Source organism: Marinigracilibium pacificum, from assembly GCF_012926615.1.
Classification (GTDB): Bacteria; Bacteroidota; Bacteroidia; order Cytophagales; family Cyclobacteriaceae; genus Mangrovivirga; species Mangrovivirga pacifica.
Genome location: NZ_JABBNU010000009.1, coordinates 72,146 through 89,913 on the forward strand (window position 1 = coordinate 72,146; position 17,768 = coordinate 89,913).

The window sequence follows — 17,768 nt, forward strand, 5'->3', positions numbered from 1 at the left end:
AAACAATAATTCTGGATCATCAATTATCGGAGAACATAATCCCTTTAAACCTTTCAGTTCCTTCACTTATTGTGATATCCCTATACCTCATTCTCTCTAGTACTTCATCGGTTTTCATTATAAAATCAAGCCACAATTCCTCTTTGGATTTAGGCTTTACCAATTCTTTATTTCTTTTGTCTATTTTCACGGTCAATTTATTTTATTGGGTTAACATGCCAACACCAGAAAGGTTATAATTCTATGGTTGTGATTTTCTGGCACAAAATTTACTCCCCACTCATAAATTAATAGAAGTAAACTTTATCTCATTAATATACAATTCAGATTAAAGATTTCAAAGACATTAATGCAAAGTGGATAAGCATCTAAGGTTATAATCAATCCATCTATTACAAAAAAAAGCCAAATAACTTATGACAAAGAAACATGTTAACTGAAAATCAAGACAGTAGGAAAAATTAGTTAATTAATGTTAAAAACGATTTTAAATAAATAAAGAGTTCAAAATCTATCAAAATTCAGTTCATTTAGTTTGGTTAGGATATTTTTAATTTGACCGATGAAAATCTTATATTTAATCAAGTATATAAAAAAGAACAAAACTATATCAGCGCATGAAAATCACTTATTACGGGCAATCATGTTTTATGATGGAGACTGCTGGCAAATCCATATTATTTGACCCTTTTATCAGTCCAAATCCATTGGCGAAAGATATTGATGTAACAACAATCAACCCTGATTACATACTGGTTAGTCATGGTCATGGAGATCATGTTGCCGATGCTGTTGACATTGCAAAAAGATCAGGAGCAAAGGTGGTTTCAAATTTTGAAATCGTAACCTGGTTTGAAGGAAAAGGCATTGATAATGTTCATCCCATGAATCATGGAGGAATCTGGGAGTTTGATTTTGGAAAAATAAAATATGTAAATGCTGTTCATTCTTCAGTATTACCAGATGGAACATACGGAGGAAATCCTGGTGGCTTTATTATCGAATCAGATGGGAAATCTGTTTATTTTGCAGGTGATACTGCATTACACCTGGATATGCAATTAATACCAAGGTTTACAAAACTTGACCTTGCTATCCTTCCAATAGGAGATAATTTTACGATGGGTGTTGATGATGCAATTATTGCATCTGACTATGTCAAGTGTAACAAAGTGTTGGGCGTTCATTATGATACATTTCCATATATTAAAATTGATAAAGATAAAGCAAGGAGAAAATTTGAAGGTTCAGGAAAGGAATTAGTCCTACTAGAAATTGGCAGTCAAATGGAAATATAAAAAAAAGCCGGACTAGAATCCGGCTTTTTTTATAGTCTTTTATTTACTGCTGCAATCCAGCGGTCAGGCACTTCACCCTGACCTGCCTGTTCATAATCTTTATAACTACATGGGATAACACAGGTTTTGTCAATTCCAATATCCCATTTATTAAGCTCATCATCCGGATCTGTTAAAGGAATTTCCATCCACCACCTGTCTGTAAATTTACTCTTATAAAAAACCATCTGTTCCGGATCACTCCCCAAAGCTACAACAAATTTCAAATAGTCGTTATTACGAAAGTTTTGTTCTTCCTTACGATTTATTACTCCTTCAATAAAATACCATATCATCACAGCAGTAACCATAGCACTTTTCTTATTAGAGTCATCTTCTTCAGGATCATATCCATAAAATCCGGCGCTGCTCAATTTTTCGTTAAGCCCTGCATACCAACAAATCTGACATGCTTCTTCTCCTGTTAAGCCAAATGGTTGAGGATTCTTGGCCCCAGGAAAATCAGCAGACTTTATTGATTTAAGATCGAAAGACAGCATATCAGCTTCACGCACAATTGGCTCAATCTCTTTCATGTCACTCCTGATATACCCCAATCTGAAATTATCAAAATGAAGCTTTTCAAGAGTATTTAATAAAGATTGGTCGATCAGGTATGACTGATAACCAAGAAGAATTAGGTTAAAGAGATAATTCGGTTCATGAACTACCATATTCTGTATATGCCTATGCTCATTGGCCAACTCCTTATCTCCTGACATATCTACAGTATTATCAATTACGCATACACTAATCAACTTCTCAAGACCTTCATAAGATTGATACTGACCAAAATCAAGGTCGTGACTACCACCGATAAATACAGGAAGAATATTACTTTCAATTAACACTCTGCCAACTTCACTTATACGTTGAAGAGTTTCTGAGTAGTTTTCACCATTTCGCAGATTTCCAAGATCAAAAACTTCATATGGGCCCGAGCCTTTTTTAAGATTATAAAGTTTACGTCTTATCTCGTTAGCTGCATTTGATAATTCCCCAGCCTGATCAACACCTCGAACCTCTGTAAGTCCAACAATAGCTACTTTACATCCTTCAGGTATCTCAGCCCTTCCATTATTAACTGACAATTGAAAAAAAAGTGCACTCCTGTCATTAATACCTTCGTATATTGATTCATCTACAGGATCAAAAAATAGGCTAAGGTCTGTCATTATAATGAATTTAAAATTTGATGTAAAATAAAAAAAGGAACCTCTAATTAGAAGTTCCTTTAAATTTATTTTCTTGAAATTACCCTCCGAAGTCGTCGAATCTGATGTTTTCTTTTGGAACACCAAGATCATCTAACATCTTTAATACAGCAGCGTTCATCAAAGGAGGTCCGCATAGGTAATACTCGATTTCTTCTGGTTCAGGATGTTCCTTAAGGTAATTATCATATAATACCTGGTGGATGAATCCTACATAACCATCACCTGCTTTATCGTGTAAGTTCTCTTTTACTTTCCAGTTATCTTCTTCCATTGGCTCACTTAGTCCAATGTAGAAGTTAAAGTTAGGGAACTCATCTTCGATTTTCTGGAAGTGATCAAGGTAGAACAATTCTCTTTTTGATCGACCACCATACCAGTATGATACTTTTCTATCAGATTTCTCAGTATGGAATAAGTGGAAGATATGTGATCTCAATGGAGCCATACCTGCACCACCACCAATATAGATCATTTCAGCATTTGACTCATTGATGAAGAACTCACCATAAGGACCTGAAATAGTCACCTTATCACCTGGTTTTCTTGAGAACACATAAGAAGAACAAATACCAGGATTTACATCCATCCATTTGTTATTTTCTCTATCCCAAGGTGGAGTAGCGATACGGATATTCAACATGATGATGTTTCCTTCAGCAGGGTGGTTAGCCATAGAGTAGGCACGGAAAATAGGCTCATCATTTTTCATAACAAGATCCCACAATCCAAATTTATCCCAGTCACCTTTATAAACATCCTGCTTGTGTCCTAGCTCAGGGTGAGGAGTAATATCCATTTCGCTGAAGTTAACCGTAATAACCGGAACGTCAATCTGGATATATCCACCTGATTTAAAGTCTAGAGTTTCACCTTCAGGAAGCTTAACTTTAAATTCTTTAATAAATGTAGATACGTTGTAGTTGGAAACAACTTCGCAGTCCCACTTTTTAATACCAAAGATTTCTTCATGGACACGAATATGCATATCTTCCTTAACCTTAACCTGGCAAGAAAGTCTTACATTTTCTTTTCTTTCTGTTCTAGAAAGGTGGCCTTCTTCGGTAGGAAGGACATCCCCTCCTCCATCTTCTACTACACATTTACACATAGCGCAAGTTCCACCCCCACCACAAGCAGATGGTAAGAAAATCTTCTGTGCTGACAATGTCGAAAGAAGAGTTCCTCCAGCTGAAGTAACGATTGGATTTTCCTCATCGCCATTAATGTAAATCTTTACATCACCTTGTTGCACAAGTTTAGATTGCGCAAAAAGCAAAATCAGCACCAAAGCTGAGATTACTACGGTAAATGCTACAATTGAAACAATAATTGTCGTTGAAAACATTTATCTGACTGTTTTACTGATAATTTTTCTTTTACTCTATTCAGGCCACAAATATATCATTAATTCTTTATTCCATGTAGTAGATAAATATGATTTTTACTACATAGTCACTGTAACCCTTAAAATCTTTAACATATTATATAAAAAGTTGTTTCCATGTGCTCTTATAATAATTGTATTTTAGTGTTGATCTTAAAGCACTAAACCAATATTTATTAAGATTCACTGCAAAACTTGGTTGCATATAACAATTGATTACACACCCTTCACACTCTTTAAACCGCCCTTCCTGAGCTAACACACGCTGCACTTTTTCACTATTATATAAATTAAACAAATCACCCTCTATAGGCCACTTACCTAACGATGAATGGTAGCAAGGGCCAATTAACTCATTAAATGGAGAAATTACTACGGTTGAAGAGCCTGCTTTACAAACAGGGTCTTCAATATGGTTTCCACCATCAGATCTTAGGTCAAGGAATGCATCATTAATATAGACAAGTTTCTTCTTACCCCATTTCCTTAACAGATCGAGCTCAACCTTAGAAAAGGTCGAACAGGAAATATTATTATAATCGAATGCCGGATTTAAGATTAACATCAAATCATTAGGAAGGGAAATCTGATCATAAATTTCACCAATTTCATTCAAATTTTCTGAAAAAACTGTCATCAGAATATCTGGTTTCTCTCCTAATTCTTTAGCAATTTCAATTGATTCTAATACTTTATTAAAACATTCGACATTTCGGGCTTTATCATGCTTGGAAGAAGTACTATAATCCAATGAAAAATGAAGCATATCAACCAGACCCCGAATCTCTCCTGATCTTTTAGGATAAAGCAACCCGTTTGTAGTTATCGTAGTTATAAAACCAAATTCTTTTGCCAGTTGTAACACTTCACCAATATTCTGATGCAACAAAGGTTCACCCCCTGTAAAATCAATTATGCGAACCCCTAGCTTTTTTAAGTCCTCAAAATTTTTCTTTACATCATCTAATGATATGTATGGAGAAGGTTTTTCCCATATATCACAAAACGAACAAGATGCATTACATCTATAGGTCACATAATAATTACACAATACGGGTTTTCTCCTCAGCAACATCAGGTAAAGATACTTTAGATATTAATACAAACTAGAATCATAAAACATCAAATAAATTAACAAACAAGACAAAACATTACATAAAATATTTGACGTTTTACTAATTATTTAAATTTTATAAAATATTGTCACTTTACTGTTTAAACAAATATACTTTTATGATGTCATGACAATTCGAAATTCATACGAAAATTATTTATCTAAATAATCAGCATGTTCGTCGAAGAATTAATAGATTTCGTCAATATTCATGACAAAATAGAGCGATCAATTCAAATTTATTGAACAAATCTAAATACAGAATATTATTCTGAATATTAAGTATGCTAGCTGACTATTTTTTTTAAAAAAGTTTTTGGTTTAATAAATTTCTTACATTACCTTAGCATCATAGCAATCAACAAAAGAACAGTTGTTATAAACGGTGACAGCTTTCTTTCAACTAAAACTAACTGGGGGTTAGAATTAATTGAAAAACATTTAAAACTAATATCCCTCTTATTTATTACCCACACACTATTTTGGCTCTTGGAACCCGTATCGGGTAACGAAAAAGCCCCCTCGCTCGAGGGGGCTTTTTTACTTTAAAGCAGTCAGCTTTTAATTAAATATTAAAACAAAAAGACCGAGGAAGTTTACCTCCCACGGTCTTTAATCAAAGTTTGATATATCCATCAATCTACTTCAACATAGATTAATTAGGATAATGTTATTTTATTCTATTTTGCTTTTTCTTCTTTAAGCATACTAATCAAAGTCGAAAGCCTTCTTTTCAGGTTACGTCTATCAACAATGAAATCTAAAAAGCCATGCTCAAGAACAAATTCAGCACTCTGAAAACCTTTAGGAAGGTCTTTACCAATTGTTTCACGAATTACTCTTGGTCCGGCAAATCCGATTAACGCTCCAGGCTCTGAAATATTAAAATCTCCAAGCATCGCAAATGAAGCTGTTACCCCTCCAGTAGTTGGATCGGTAAGCAAAGATATATATGGAATTCCTGCTTTATCAAGAAGCGCAAGCTTAGCAGAAGTTTTTCCCATTTGCATTAATGATAATCCTGCTTCCATCATTCGAGCACCCCCAGACTTGGAGATCATCAAAAATGGTATTTTATTTTTTAGAGAATAATCAATAGCTCTTGCGATTTTCTCTCCAACAACAGACCCCATTGAGCCTCCAATGAAGTTAAAATCCATACAAGCTATACACAGATCCATCCCTTCAATTTTACCATGAGCAGTTCTTACAGCATCTTTAAGATTAGTCTTAGCCTGAGAACTTTTAATTCTTGAAGGATAAGGTTTTGTATCTACAAAGTTTAGAGGATCTGCAGATGATATTTCAGTATCCAGTTCCGTAAACTTATTATTATCAAAAAGTATTTCGAAATACTCCGCAGAACCTATTCTCACATGGTAACCGTCTTCCGGAGAAACATATGAGTTGCTTTTTAACTCACGCATGTGGACAATTTTTCCACTTGGTGTTTTATACCATATTCCATCAGGCGCTTCTTTTTTAGCTTCTGTCGGAGTTCGAATTCCTTTATCTTTTCTAGTAAACCAAGCCATACAGTTTCATTTTTGGGGCTGTAAAATTACTACATTTTAGCAGTTCAATTATGCAATATTCTAAATTTCTGTAGAATATAAAAGCATGGACTTATTTGTTTGGACATAAAAAAAGGCTGTGCCACCACAGCACAGCCTCTGTATAACCTAAATAGACATGATTATGCCAACTCAATATCTTGAGTCAGATAAACATCTTGAATGTGGTGCAATAACTCAACACCTTCCTTCATTGGACGTTGGAAGGCTTTACGACCGGAAATAAGCCCCATTCCTCCGGCTCTTTTATTTATAACAGCAGTCTTAACCGCTTCGGCTAAATCTGAAGCTCCAGATGAAGCTCCACCACTATTAATCAGACCAATTCTTCCCATATAACAATTAGCAACTTGATACCTTGTCAAGTCTATTGGGTGCTCGGAAGAAAGCTCTGAATACACTTTATCGTGTGTCTTCGCAAAATTAATTGCTTTAAAAGCTCCATTGTTTTCAGGTAGCTTTTGTTTAATTATATCTGCTTTGATAGTTACTCCCAGGTGGTTTGCCTGCCCTGTTAAATCAGCTGCGATATGGTAATCGGTTCCATCCTTTTTAAAATCGCTGTTTCGAGCATAGCACCAAAGTATTGTAGCCATACCTAATTCATGTGCTCTTTCAAATGCAGCTGCAACTTCCTGAATCTGTCTGTTTGATTCTTCACTACCAAAATAAATTGTTGCTCCAACAGCTTTTGCTCCCAGATTCCACGCTTCTTCAACTGATCCATACATTACCTGATCGAATGTATTCGGATATGTTAACAATTCATTGTGATTAATCTTAACTACAAATGGAATCTTATGAGCGTATTTTCTACTCATTAATGCAAGACCACCAAATGTAGTTGCCACAGCATTACATCCACCTTCAATAGCAAGCTTTACGATATTTTCAGGATCAAAATAAATTGGGTTTGGTGCAAATGATGCTCCAGCAGTATGTTCTATACCCTGGTCTACAGGCAAAATAGACACATATCCTGTTCCTGCCAATCTACCTGAATTATATAAAGACGACAAGCTATTTAAAACTTGAGTCGATCTGTCTGACTGAACAAAAATTCTTTCTATAAAATCCGGCCCAGGAATATGTAGCGCAGATTTATCAATTGTTTGACACTTATGAGACAACAGATTTTCTGCGTCTGCTCCTAAAAGGTCTTCAATTTTCTTTAGAGACATCGGGTGTTTGGGTTATTAGTGTTGTTTGATGACGCAAATATATAAAAAAAGGTTATTGAAGCCATTTCAAACGTTTGAATTTTTGTTAAAATTAATTTAAGACACAAAAAAAAGCCAATAGCATAAGCTACTGGCTTTATTATATCATTTAGATAGCATTTATTTCACTTCTTCAAAATCTATATATTCATCAGAGGAAGGTCTATTCTTTGCTCTATTAGTTTTATTTTCAACCGGAACGAAATCAACATTAAGTTCCCCTTCTTTTCTTGGGTTAGCAGCTCGTTGATACGTCTGTTGCTGTTCTTTATATTGCGTGGCTGCTCTGCCAATCAATACTCTGAATAAAAATCCAAATAGCTTTGAAAAGATGTAAAAGATTACAAATGCTATTATTAAAAATTTTAATACTATTCCCATAATTACATTAACTACTTACTTAGATATAAGTTTCGTTCTCTGTAGATTTTTAAGAAATAATCGTCTTGTAAGTTCTCTATGAAGTATATCGCTTCACCTGTAGACTTCATTTCAGGCCCTAATTCTTTGTTTACATTAGGGAATTTCTCGAAAGAGAATACAGGAACCTTAATTGCATATCCCTTTTTAGTTGGATTGAAATCAAAATCAGTTACTTTCTTTTCTCCCAGCATCACCTTAGTTGCATAATTTACATAAGGTTCGTTATAAGCTTTACAGATGAAAGGTACAGTTCTTGAAGCACGTGGATTTGCTTCAATCACATATACTGTATCATCTTTAATTGCATACTGGATATTGATCAAACCAACTGTTCTGAGTGCTTTAGCAATTGTACGAGTATGCTGTTCGATCTGCTCTATGATTAAATCTCCAAGATTATAAGGAGGTAAAACGGCATATGAGTCACCTGAGTGGATACCTGCAGGCTCGATATGCTGCATAATTCCTATGATATAAACATTTTCGCCATCACAGATTGCATCAGCCTCTGCTTCAATTGCTCCATCAAGGAAATGATCAAGCAAAACTCTGTTATCTGGAATTTTGTTGTGGATATCAATGATATGCTCTTCAAGTTCTTCCTCATTGATTACAATCTTCATACTTTGACCTCCAAGAACATACGATGGTCTTACCAATAGAGGGAAACCAAGTTTTCTTGAAAGCTCGATTCCTTCCTGAGCATCTTCAGCCACACCGAATTGAGGATATGGAATTCCATTTTCTTTCAATAACTCTGAGAAGTGACCTCTATCTTCAGCAAGATCAAGCGCTTCATAGCTTGTCCCAAGAATCCTGATACCATATCTGTTAAGCTTTTCAGCCAGCTTAAGTGCTGTCTGGCCACCAAGCTGAACAATCACACCATAAGGCTGCTCAAGCTGGATGATTTCGTAGATATGCTCCCAGAAAACCGGCTCGAAATATAGTCTGTCTGCAGTATCAAAATCTGTAGATACTGTTTCCGGGTTACAGTTGATCATAATTGTTTCGTAGCCTAATTCTTTAGCTGCTAAAACCCCATGTACACATGAATAATCAAACTCAATACCCTGACCAATTCGGTTAGGACCTGATCCAAGAACAATTACTTTTTTCTTATCAGATTTAGGGTCAACCTCATTTTCATCACCAAATGTTGAGTAATAATATGGTGTCTGCGCTTCAAATTCTGCCGCACAGGTATCTACCATTTTGTAGATTCTGTTAACACCCATTTCTTTTCTTTTCGCTGCCACTTCACTTTCCAGACAACCTAAAAGATGAGCTATTTGTCTATCAGCATATCCTTTTTTCTTAACTTCCATCATCAGTGACTTCGGCATAGAATCAAGTTCAAACTGCTCAACCTCTCTTTCAAGGACGATCAGTTCTTCAATTTGCTGTAAGAACCAAGGATCTATTTTGGTTAGCTTTTGAATAGAATCAAAAGATACTCCTAATTTAAATGCATCATAAATATGAAAAAGCCTGTTCCAGCTTGGAGTTTTCAAGCTTTCAAGAATTGGCTCTCTCTTTTTTAGTTCTTTTCCATCTGCTCCAAGACCATTTCTTCTGATCTCAAGAGACTGACATGCTTTTTGTAATGCCTCCTGAAAGTTTCGACCTATACCCATTACCTCACCTACAGACTTCATCTGCAGACCTAATCGGCGGTCAGAACCTTCAAACTTATCAAAATTCCATCTAGGGATCTTTACGATCACATAATCAAGTGCTGGTTCAAAGAAAGCACTTGTTGTTTTTGTAATTTGGTTTTCTAATTCATCTAGTGAATAACCAATTGCCAGCTTAGCAGCAATCTTTGCGATTGGATAACCAGTTGCTTTTGACGCAAGTGCTGATGATCTTGATACCCTTGGGTTAATCTCAATAGCAACGATGTCATCATCATCCGGGTTTACAGCAAACTGAACATTACATCCACCGGCAAAATCACCGATACCATTCATCATTCTGATTGCCATATCACGCATCCTCTGATAAACAGTGTCTGGCAAAGTTTGTGCTGGAGCAACAGTAATTGAGTCTCCGGTGTGAACACCCATTGGGTCGAAGTTCTCAATAGAACAGATGATAATCACATTACCTAACCTGTCTCTTAATAACTCAAGCTCAAACTCTTTCCATCCAAGAATACTTTTTTCAATTAGTACTTCGTGAATAGGTGAAGAGTGAAGACCGTGCGTTAGTGCTTTATCAAATTCATCAGCAGAATTAACAAATCCACCTCCTGATCCTCCTAATGTATAGGAAGGACGAATTACTAGTGGAAAACCAATTTCCTGAGCGATCTCTTTACCTTCAAGGAAACTTGTTGCTGTTTCACCCTGACAAACATGGATACCCATTTCAGTCATTTTCAGACGAAACGCCTCTCTGTCTTCAGTAGTTTCAATTGCTTTGAAGTCTACACCGATCACTTTTACTCCATACTTCTCCCAGATTCCTGCCTTTTGGCAATCTTCAGCAAGGTTTAGAGCTGTTTGTCCTCCCATAGTCGGAAGAACTGCATCGATCTTGTGGTTTTCGAGAATTTCAATGATTGATTTTTTCTCCAATGGACGAAGATAAATATTGTCCGCTGTTACAGGATCGGTCATGATCGTCGCAGGGTTGGAATTGATTAAGGTTACTTCGATACCTTCTTCTCTCAATGAACGGGAAGCTTGAGAGCCTGAATAATCGAATTCACAAGCCTGGCCGATTACAATCGGACCACTTCCAATAATCAGAACGGATTTTATACCGGGGTCTTTTGGCATTTTTATATTTTGTTAGATGGAAAACATAAATTGCACAAAATTAGAACAACCAATCCTGAATTAAAAACCACATGGATAAATATTCACAATATAATTAATAATTATCCAGCATTAATTGACACTAATCGATTTACGTCATTATACTTGCAGACTCATAATCAATGAATCAAACCATTTTTAAATCTTTATTAATATGAATAGTATTCTCGATCAAAACTCCGGACAAGGCATATCTTTAACTTCATTTATTCTTTCTAATTTAAAAGAAGCATCTAAGTGGGCTCGTTTTCTAGGTATTTTAGGATTTATTTTCAGTGGGCTTTTTCTTTTAACCGGTATTGTAATGGGTGGAGCATTTGGGTCAATGGCAGCATTATCACAAAATAGTGGTTCTTTACCTGAGTTTATGGGAGCAGGCTTTTTTGTAGGTATTTATATTTTTTCTGCAGCTATGACTTTCTTTCCATCTTTATTTATGTATTCGTTTGGAACTAAAACTAAAGATGGCATTCAATCAAATATCATTTCTGAATTAGAAGCTGGAATTAAAAACCTTAAGAGGTTCTTTAAGTTCTATGGCATATTAACAATTGTAATAATCGCTGGTTATATATTATTATTTATTGGTGCGATGTTTACTGGTATTGCCAGTGCTTTTTAAGAAAATCACTCTAAATATTTATCGATGAAATCAGAGGGTTAATCCTCTGATTTTTTGTATTCCTATAATAAATTGAATTATTCGGTTACCTACTTAATAATATCGGTATACATTTTTGATTGCAACGATATAATTTTTTTAAGAGTAATAAGAATATTTTTAATAAGCGATACCACTATGAACACCAAGAGCGATAACTCACTACTGATTAAACTTTACTACCTGACTGCCTCTGCTGATGGAAGAATCAGCGAGAATGAGAAAGTATTCTTCAAAGCTATGTGTGAATATCAGGAAATCACAGATGAAGAAGTCGAATCAATTTTACCATTTCTTATGGCTAGAAATGAGACAGAAGTACTTGATGAGTGTATCAAAAACCTGAAAACAAAGTCTAAAGATTTCCAAATTCAGGCAGTGGCATGGATGGCAACAATTGCCAATAGTGATGGGTTTATGGCACAAGAGGAATGGCAGCTTATCTACAGGTTATATAATAAGGAGTTTAGCCTTGATTTAAGTGAGTTACTACTGATTCAAAAACAACACATGAAATATTGCTTAAAATATAAAGCTGTACACGCAGCTTAAAACAAAAAAAGCCGGTGAATATTTCACCGGCTTTTTTATTAGTTTTTCCAAAGTCCTTTCAACTTCTTCAGCTTCTCCGCCATATCCCCTTCCGAATCATCGTTTTTCTTGGCGTTCTTCTTTCTTGCCGGTTTAGCAGCCTCATCTTTCATAGAAAGTGAAATTCTGTTTCGGCTATGATCTAGCTCAACAACTCTAACTTCAACTTTCTGAGAAACCTTAACCACCTCTGCCGGATCACTTACAAACTCATTACTTAACTCGGAGATATGAACTAAACCATCTTGATGTACTCCAATATCAACAAATGCACCAAATTTAGTTACATTGGTAACAATCCCAGGAAGTACCATACCAGGCTTAAGATCTTCAACTTTCTCAACTCCCTCAGCAAAGCTAAAAATTTCAAACCCGGCCCTTGGATCTCGTCCAGGCTTGTCTAATTCTTTCATTATATCAGTTAAAGTAGGCAACCCTACTTCTTCAGTAACATATTTTTTAAGATCTATTTTGGATCTTAATTCACTATTCTTAATCAAGTCTTCCACAGAAGCTCCAAGATCAGCAGCCATTTTTTCAACAATAGCATAACTTTCAGGGTGAACTGCACTTGAGTCTAATGGATTACTTGCATTTCGAATTCTTAAGAATCCTGCAGCTTGTTCATAGGCTTTGTCGCCCATTAGTTTAACCTTTTTAAGGTCTTCTCTACTCGTGAAAGCACCGTTTTCATCTCTGAATTCAATGATATTTTTGGCTAATGTAGGTCCCAAACCAGAAACATAGGTTAATAACTGCTTTGAGGCCAGGTTAACTTCAACACCTACAGCGTTTACACAGCTTTCAACTACACTATCCAGACCTTTTCTTAATGAAGTCTGGTCAACATCATGCTGATACTGTCCAACACCAATAGACTTCGGATCTATCTTCACTAATTCTGCTAATGGATCTTTCAGCCTTCTACCAATAGAAACTGCTCCTCTTACTGTCAAATCCTGATCTGGAAACTCTTCTCTTGCCACATCGCTGGCAGAATAGATTGAAGCACCACTTTCGTTAACCGAAATAACAGGCATTTCAAACGGAAATTTGATGTTCTTACAGAAAGCCTCAGTCTCACGTCCGGCAGTACCATTACCAATTGCAATCGCTTCAAGTTCATATTTTTGAACCAGTGCCATCACCACAGCTTCAGATTCTGCTACTCTTTTTTGTGGTTCATTAGGGAAAATGGTTGTGTTCTCAAGAAGCTTACCTTGTTTATCCAAAGCAACTACTTTACAACCTGTTCTAAATCCAGGGTCGATTGCCAGCACAGCTTTTTCACCTAAAGGCGAGGCTAGCAGAAGCTCTCTAAGGTTTTCAGCAAAAACTTTAATAGCCTCCTCATCACTACCTTTTTTAGACTCCATTCTCATTTCAGTCTCAATGGCAGGTTTTAGAAGCCTCTTATATGAATCTTCAATTGCTTTTTCAACCTCTTTTGATGCCTCAGTATTTCCTTTTAGTATTTTTTTGTTAACAAGATTAATTGCCTCATCCTTGTCAACAGATATATCTAGCATTAAGAAAAGCTCTTTTTCACCTCTTCTCATTGCCAAAATACGGTGTGAAGGTGCTTTTGCTAGAGGTTCTTCCCACTCAAAGTAATCTCGATACTTTGCAGCTTCCTCTTCTTTTCCTGTTATTACTTTTGATTTGATTATTGCTTTATTTCTGAAAAGGTTTCTCATTGCTTCCCTCACTTCAGCATCCTCATTAACCCATTCAGCAATAATATCTCTGGCTCCTTGTAGTGCTTCTTCCGCAGATTTAACCTCCTTATCTTTTTCATCGGACAGGAATTTTTCAGCTTCTTCAATCACATCAAAAGAGTCTTGTTCAAATATTTTTGTTGCCAGTGGCTCTAGTCCTTTTTCTTTAGCAATTGTACCTTTAGTTCTCCTCTTTGGCTTATACGGAAGATATAAGTCTTCCAGCTTAGCCATAGTTTCGGCTTCTTCAATTGCCTTTTTAAGCTCAGGCGTCAGTTTACCCTGGTCATCTATCGATTTTAATACAGTTTCTCTTCTTTTATCTAACTCTTTTAATTGAGTTAGTCTATCACTTATAGAAGATATTGCCACTTCATCAAGACTACCGGTTCTTTCCTTTCTATATCTCGATATAAAAGGGATTGTTGCTCCTTCCTCTAAAAGCTCAACTGTCGCTGTAACTCCTTTTATTGGTAAATTCAATTCTGAAGCAATCTTCAGAACATGCCTTTCAACACTCATAATTTTTATTTTAACATTAATTCAGGACTCCAAAAGTATCGTTTTTCATCAAAAGCAACTCGAATGAATCAATGAAAATTTCAACAAAAATTCGCCTAAAAATTTGCAAGTAAAATCCACCCTTTGATTTGATGGTTTCACTTTAGAAAACCAAAAAAGCCGACACAAATTGCGTCGGCTTTAAAATATTTAAATTGTATTTTTATTAAATATGAATTGGTCTGTTATCAGTTGCAGCAAGGCAAGCTTCTTTAACAGCCTCCATATAAGTCGGGTGAGCGTGTGACATTCTAGACACATCTTCGGCTGAAGCTCTGTATTCCATCGCTGTAACCGCAGATGCAATCATATCAGCTGCTCTTGCTCCGATAATATGTACACCTAGAATCTCATCAGTTTCCTTATGAGCAAGGACTTTGACAGTTCCGTCAATATCCATACTTGCTCTGGCTCTACCTAAAGCTTTAAAAGGGAATGCTCCTGTTTTGTATGGAACTTTTTCTTCTTTTAATTGCTGCTCGGTTTTACCTACAGCTGCTACTTCAGGCCAGGTATAAACAACCCCAGGAATAAGATTGTAATTAATATGTGGCTTCTGACCAGCGATTACTTCAGCTACAAAAGTTCCTTCTTCCTCAGCTTTGTGAGCAAGCATGGCACCTTTGATAACATCTCCAATAGCATAGATATTACCAACGCCAGTTTTCAGATGAGCATCAACTTCTATTCTACCTGCTTTATCAGTTTTAATGCCTACATTTTCAAGTCCTAGACCTTTAGTATATGCATGTCGACCAATTGACACAAGGCAATAATCCCCTTTCAATTCAACATTTTCACCCTTTGGAGATTCCGCAACGATTTTAACTTCCTTGCCAGTATTTTCAACCTGAGTTACTTTATGTTTAAGGTAGAATTCAAAACCGATTTTCTTCAAAGACTTTTGCAATTCTTTACCCATTGTGCTATCCATAGTCGGGATAATGCTATCCATATATTCAACTACGGATACTTTTGAGCCAAGTCTTGCATAAACAGACCCTAACTCAAGACCAATAACTCCACCACCTATGATTACAAGATTTTTAGGAATCTCTTTCATTTTAAGAGCTTCAGTACTTGTAATCACTCTTTCTTTATCAATATTGATAAATGGAAGAGAGCTTGGTTTTGAACCAGTTGCAATGATTATATTCTTACCTTTGATATTTTTAGCATCACCTTTTTCAGTAGTTACCTTAATAGTATTCTGATCAACAAAAGATCCTAAACCGGTATGAACATCGATTTTGTTTTTCTTCATCAGATAATCAATACCTCCGACAGTTTGAGAAACAACATCATCCTTACGTTTGATCATTTGCTTCAAATCAGGCTTCAGGTTTGAAAGTTTGATGCCATGCTCAGCAAAAGTATGCTCAGCATTGTGGTAATGTTCTGACGAATCAAGTAGTGCCTTTGATGGAATACATCCTACATTTAGACATGTTCCTCCAAGACTATTATACTTTTCTACTATAGCTGTTTTCATACCTAGCTGAGCGCAACGAATTGCTGCAACATATCCACCAGGTCCTGAACCAACTACGATAACATCATATTCCATGTTTATCTAAATTTTTTCATTAATAATTAAACACCAAGCATTAATCTAGTCGGATCCTCAAGTAGTTCTTTCACTCTTACAAGGAAACTCACTGACTCTCTTCCATCGATTACCCTGTGATCGTAAGACAATGCTAAATACATCATCGGACGAACCACAACTTGTCCGTTTTCAACTACAGCACGCTCAACAATATTGTGCATACCAAGGATAGCTGACTGTGGAGCATTGATAATTGGTGTACTCATCATTGATCCGAAGATACCTCCATTAGTGATGGTAAATGTTCCACCCTGCATTTCATCCATTGAAAGCTTACCATCTCTTGCACGAAGCGCTAGTCTTACGATTTCAGACTCAATTTCAGCAAAATTCATTTGCTCAGCATTTCTGATTACCGGAACAACCAATCCTTTTGGAGTAGACACAGCTATTGAAATATCACAATAATTATGATAAACCATTTCATCACCATCGATTTGTGAATTAACAGCCGGCCATTCTAATAATGCCTGACAAACAGCTTTAGTAAAGAAAGACATAAAGCCTAAGCCTACACCATTCTTATCTTTAAAACCATCTTTATATTTCTTTCTGATATCCATGATAGGCTGCATGTTAACTTCATTAAATGTTGTCAACATTGCAGTTTCATTTTTCACAGAAACCAGTCTCTTAGCAATAGTTTTACGCATGCTGCTCATACGCTTGCGCTCAGCATGACGCTCACCTTTTTGTGCTGGTGCAGCAGGTTGAGAAGATTCAGGTGCAGAAGCTGCTTTTGGAGCTGTAGATTTCTGTGCTTTCTCAGCATCTTCTTTTGTTATTCTTCCACCAGGACCAGTTCCTTGAACTTCTTCCGGTTTGATACCTTTTTCAGCAAGAATTTTTGCTGCAGCTGGCGAAGGATGACCTTCAGCATAACCTCCTTCTGATGAAGGAGCAGCAGCTGATGAATCAGATGAAGAACTACTTGCAGTTGACGAAGCAGGTGCTCCACCTTCTGTAACTTCAATTTTGCAAATAAGATCACCGATTGATAAAGTATCTCCTTCCTGCGCTACAATCCTCAAGATACCCTGAGCTTCAGCAGTTAATTCAAAAGTTGCTTTATCAGATTCGATCTCTGCGATCTCTTCATCCATTCCAACAAAGTCACCATCAGACTTCAACCATGATCCAAGAGTAACCTCGGTGATTGATTCTCCAACAGTAGGAACTTTCATCTCCAGTACTTCACCGGTAGATTTTGATGTTGCAGATGATTCAGAAGAAGAACTCTTAGATGAATCAGAACCACTATCAGCCGTTCCACCTCCTTGACCTTCTTCGATCACACACAAAACATCACCTATATTTAAAGTATCTCCTTCTTCAGCTTTGATCTTCAAAGTTCCTGCAGATTCAGCAGTTACTTCGAAAGTAGCTTTGTCTGATTCAATTTCACAGATAGGCTCATCCATTTCTACATGGTCGCCATCCTGTTTTAACCAATTGCCGATGGTCACTTCAGTGATTGATTCTCCAACAGCAGGGATTTTCATTTCCAGACTCATAGATATATTATTTTATTTCT

Annotated in this window: 14 protein-coding genes; 3 read left to right on the plus strand and 11 right to left on the minus strand. The window is 36.2% G+C overall.

The genetic code is table 11. The annotated features are described in order from the left end of the window. Positions 1-19 precede the first annotated feature (19 nt). Entirely contained in the window at positions 20-190 is a 171-nt protein-coding gene (locus HH304_RS14615; RefSeq protein ID WP_169682944.1) for a hypothetical protein, read from the minus strand. Positions 191-617: 427 nt separating this feature from the next. On the opposite strand from HH304_RS14615, the gene HH304_RS14620 reads away from it, so the two are divergent. Further along, complete coding sequence (locus HH304_RS14620) at positions 618-1,298, plus strand: metal-dependent hydrolase (protein WP_169682945.1); 681 nt, start codon at positions 618-620, stop codon at positions 1,296-1,298. Positions 1,299-1,327: 29 nt separating this feature from the next. On the opposite strand, the gene HH304_RS14625 is transcribed toward HH304_RS14620, so the two are convergent. From HH304_RS14625 to carB, 7 genes are all read right to left on the minus strand, one after another. Beyond that, complete coding sequence (locus tag HH304_RS14625; protein ID WP_169682947.1) at positions 1,328-2,512, minus strand: formimidoylglutamase; 1,185 nt, start codon at positions 2,510-2,512, stop codon at positions 1,328-1,330. A 79-nt stretch (positions 2,513-2,591) separates the two neighbouring features. After that, positions 2,592-3,899 (minus strand): NADH:ubiquinone reductase (Na(+)-transporting) subunit F, encoded by a 1,308-nt coding sequence (nqrF, locus tag HH304_RS14630; RefSeq protein WP_169682949.1) that lies wholly within the window; start codon positions 3,897-3,899, stop codon positions 2,592-2,594. 136 nt (positions 3,900-4,035) lie between these two features. Next, positions 4,036-5,013, minus strand: coding sequence for a radical SAM protein (locus HH304_RS14635; protein ID WP_169682951.1), 978 nt, complete (start codon positions 5,011-5,013; stop codon positions 4,036-4,038). Between the two features lie 719 nt (positions 5,014-5,732). After that, the gene (gene accD / locus HH304_RS14640) at positions 5,733-6,587 is read right to left on the minus strand and encodes an acetyl-CoA carboxylase, carboxyltransferase subunit beta (protein ID WP_169682953.1); all 855 of its coding nucleotides are present in this window, start codon (positions 6,585-6,587) and stop codon (positions 5,733-5,735) included. A gap of 161 nt (positions 6,588-6,748) precedes the next feature. Further along, positions 6,749-7,807 (minus strand): class I fructose-bisphosphate aldolase, encoded by a 1,059-nt coding sequence (locus tag HH304_RS14645; protein ID WP_169682955.1) that lies wholly within the window; start codon positions 7,805-7,807, stop codon positions 6,749-6,751. Between the two features lie 159 nt (positions 7,808-7,966). Further along, a complete protein-coding gene (locus HH304_RS14650; RefSeq protein WP_169682957.1) occupies positions 7,967-8,227 on the minus strand; it encodes a DUF4834 family protein in 261 nt (86 codons plus the stop codon). Positions 8,228-8,238: 11 nt separating this feature from the next. Further along, the gene (gene carB, locus HH304_RS14655) at positions 8,239-11,055 is read right to left on the minus strand and encodes a carbamoyl-phosphate synthase large subunit (protein WP_169682959.1); all 2,817 of its coding nucleotides are present in this window, start codon (positions 11,053-11,055) and stop codon (positions 8,239-8,241) included. 193 nt (positions 11,056-11,248) lie between these two features. Between carB and HH304_RS14660 the strand changes: the two genes are divergently transcribed. Beyond that, positions 11,249-11,716 (plus strand): hypothetical protein, encoded by a 468-nt coding sequence (locus tag HH304_RS14660; protein WP_169682961.1) that lies wholly within the window; start codon positions 11,249-11,251, stop codon positions 11,714-11,716. 177 nt (positions 11,717-11,893) lie between these two features. Further along, positions 11,894-12,307: a TerB family tellurite resistance protein gene (locus HH304_RS14665; RefSeq protein WP_169682963.1), complete on the plus strand. Its 414-nt coding sequence runs from the start codon at positions 11,894-11,896 to the stop codon at positions 12,305-12,307. A gap of 38 nt (positions 12,308-12,345) precedes the next feature. On the opposite strand, the gene HH304_RS14670 is transcribed toward HH304_RS14665, so the two are convergent. The 3 genes from HH304_RS14670 to odhB form a co-directional block, all read right to left on the minus strand. Next, positions 12,346-14,586, minus strand: coding sequence for a Tex family protein (locus HH304_RS14670; RefSeq protein ID WP_169682965.1), 2,241 nt, complete (start codon positions 14,584-14,586; stop codon positions 12,346-12,348). Between the two features lie 205 nt (positions 14,587-14,791). Further along, complete coding sequence (gene lpdA / locus HH304_RS14675; protein ID WP_169682968.1) at positions 14,792-16,192, minus strand: dihydrolipoyl dehydrogenase; 1,401 nt, start codon at positions 16,190-16,192, stop codon at positions 14,792-14,794. A 26-nt stretch (positions 16,193-16,218) separates the two neighbouring features. Further along, positions 16,219-17,748, minus strand: coding sequence for a 2-oxoglutarate dehydrogenase complex dihydrolipoyllysine-residue succinyltransferase (odhB, locus tag HH304_RS14680; protein WP_169682970.1), 1,530 nt, complete (start codon positions 17,746-17,748; stop codon positions 16,219-16,221). Between the last annotated feature and the right edge of the window lie 20 nt (positions 17,749-17,768).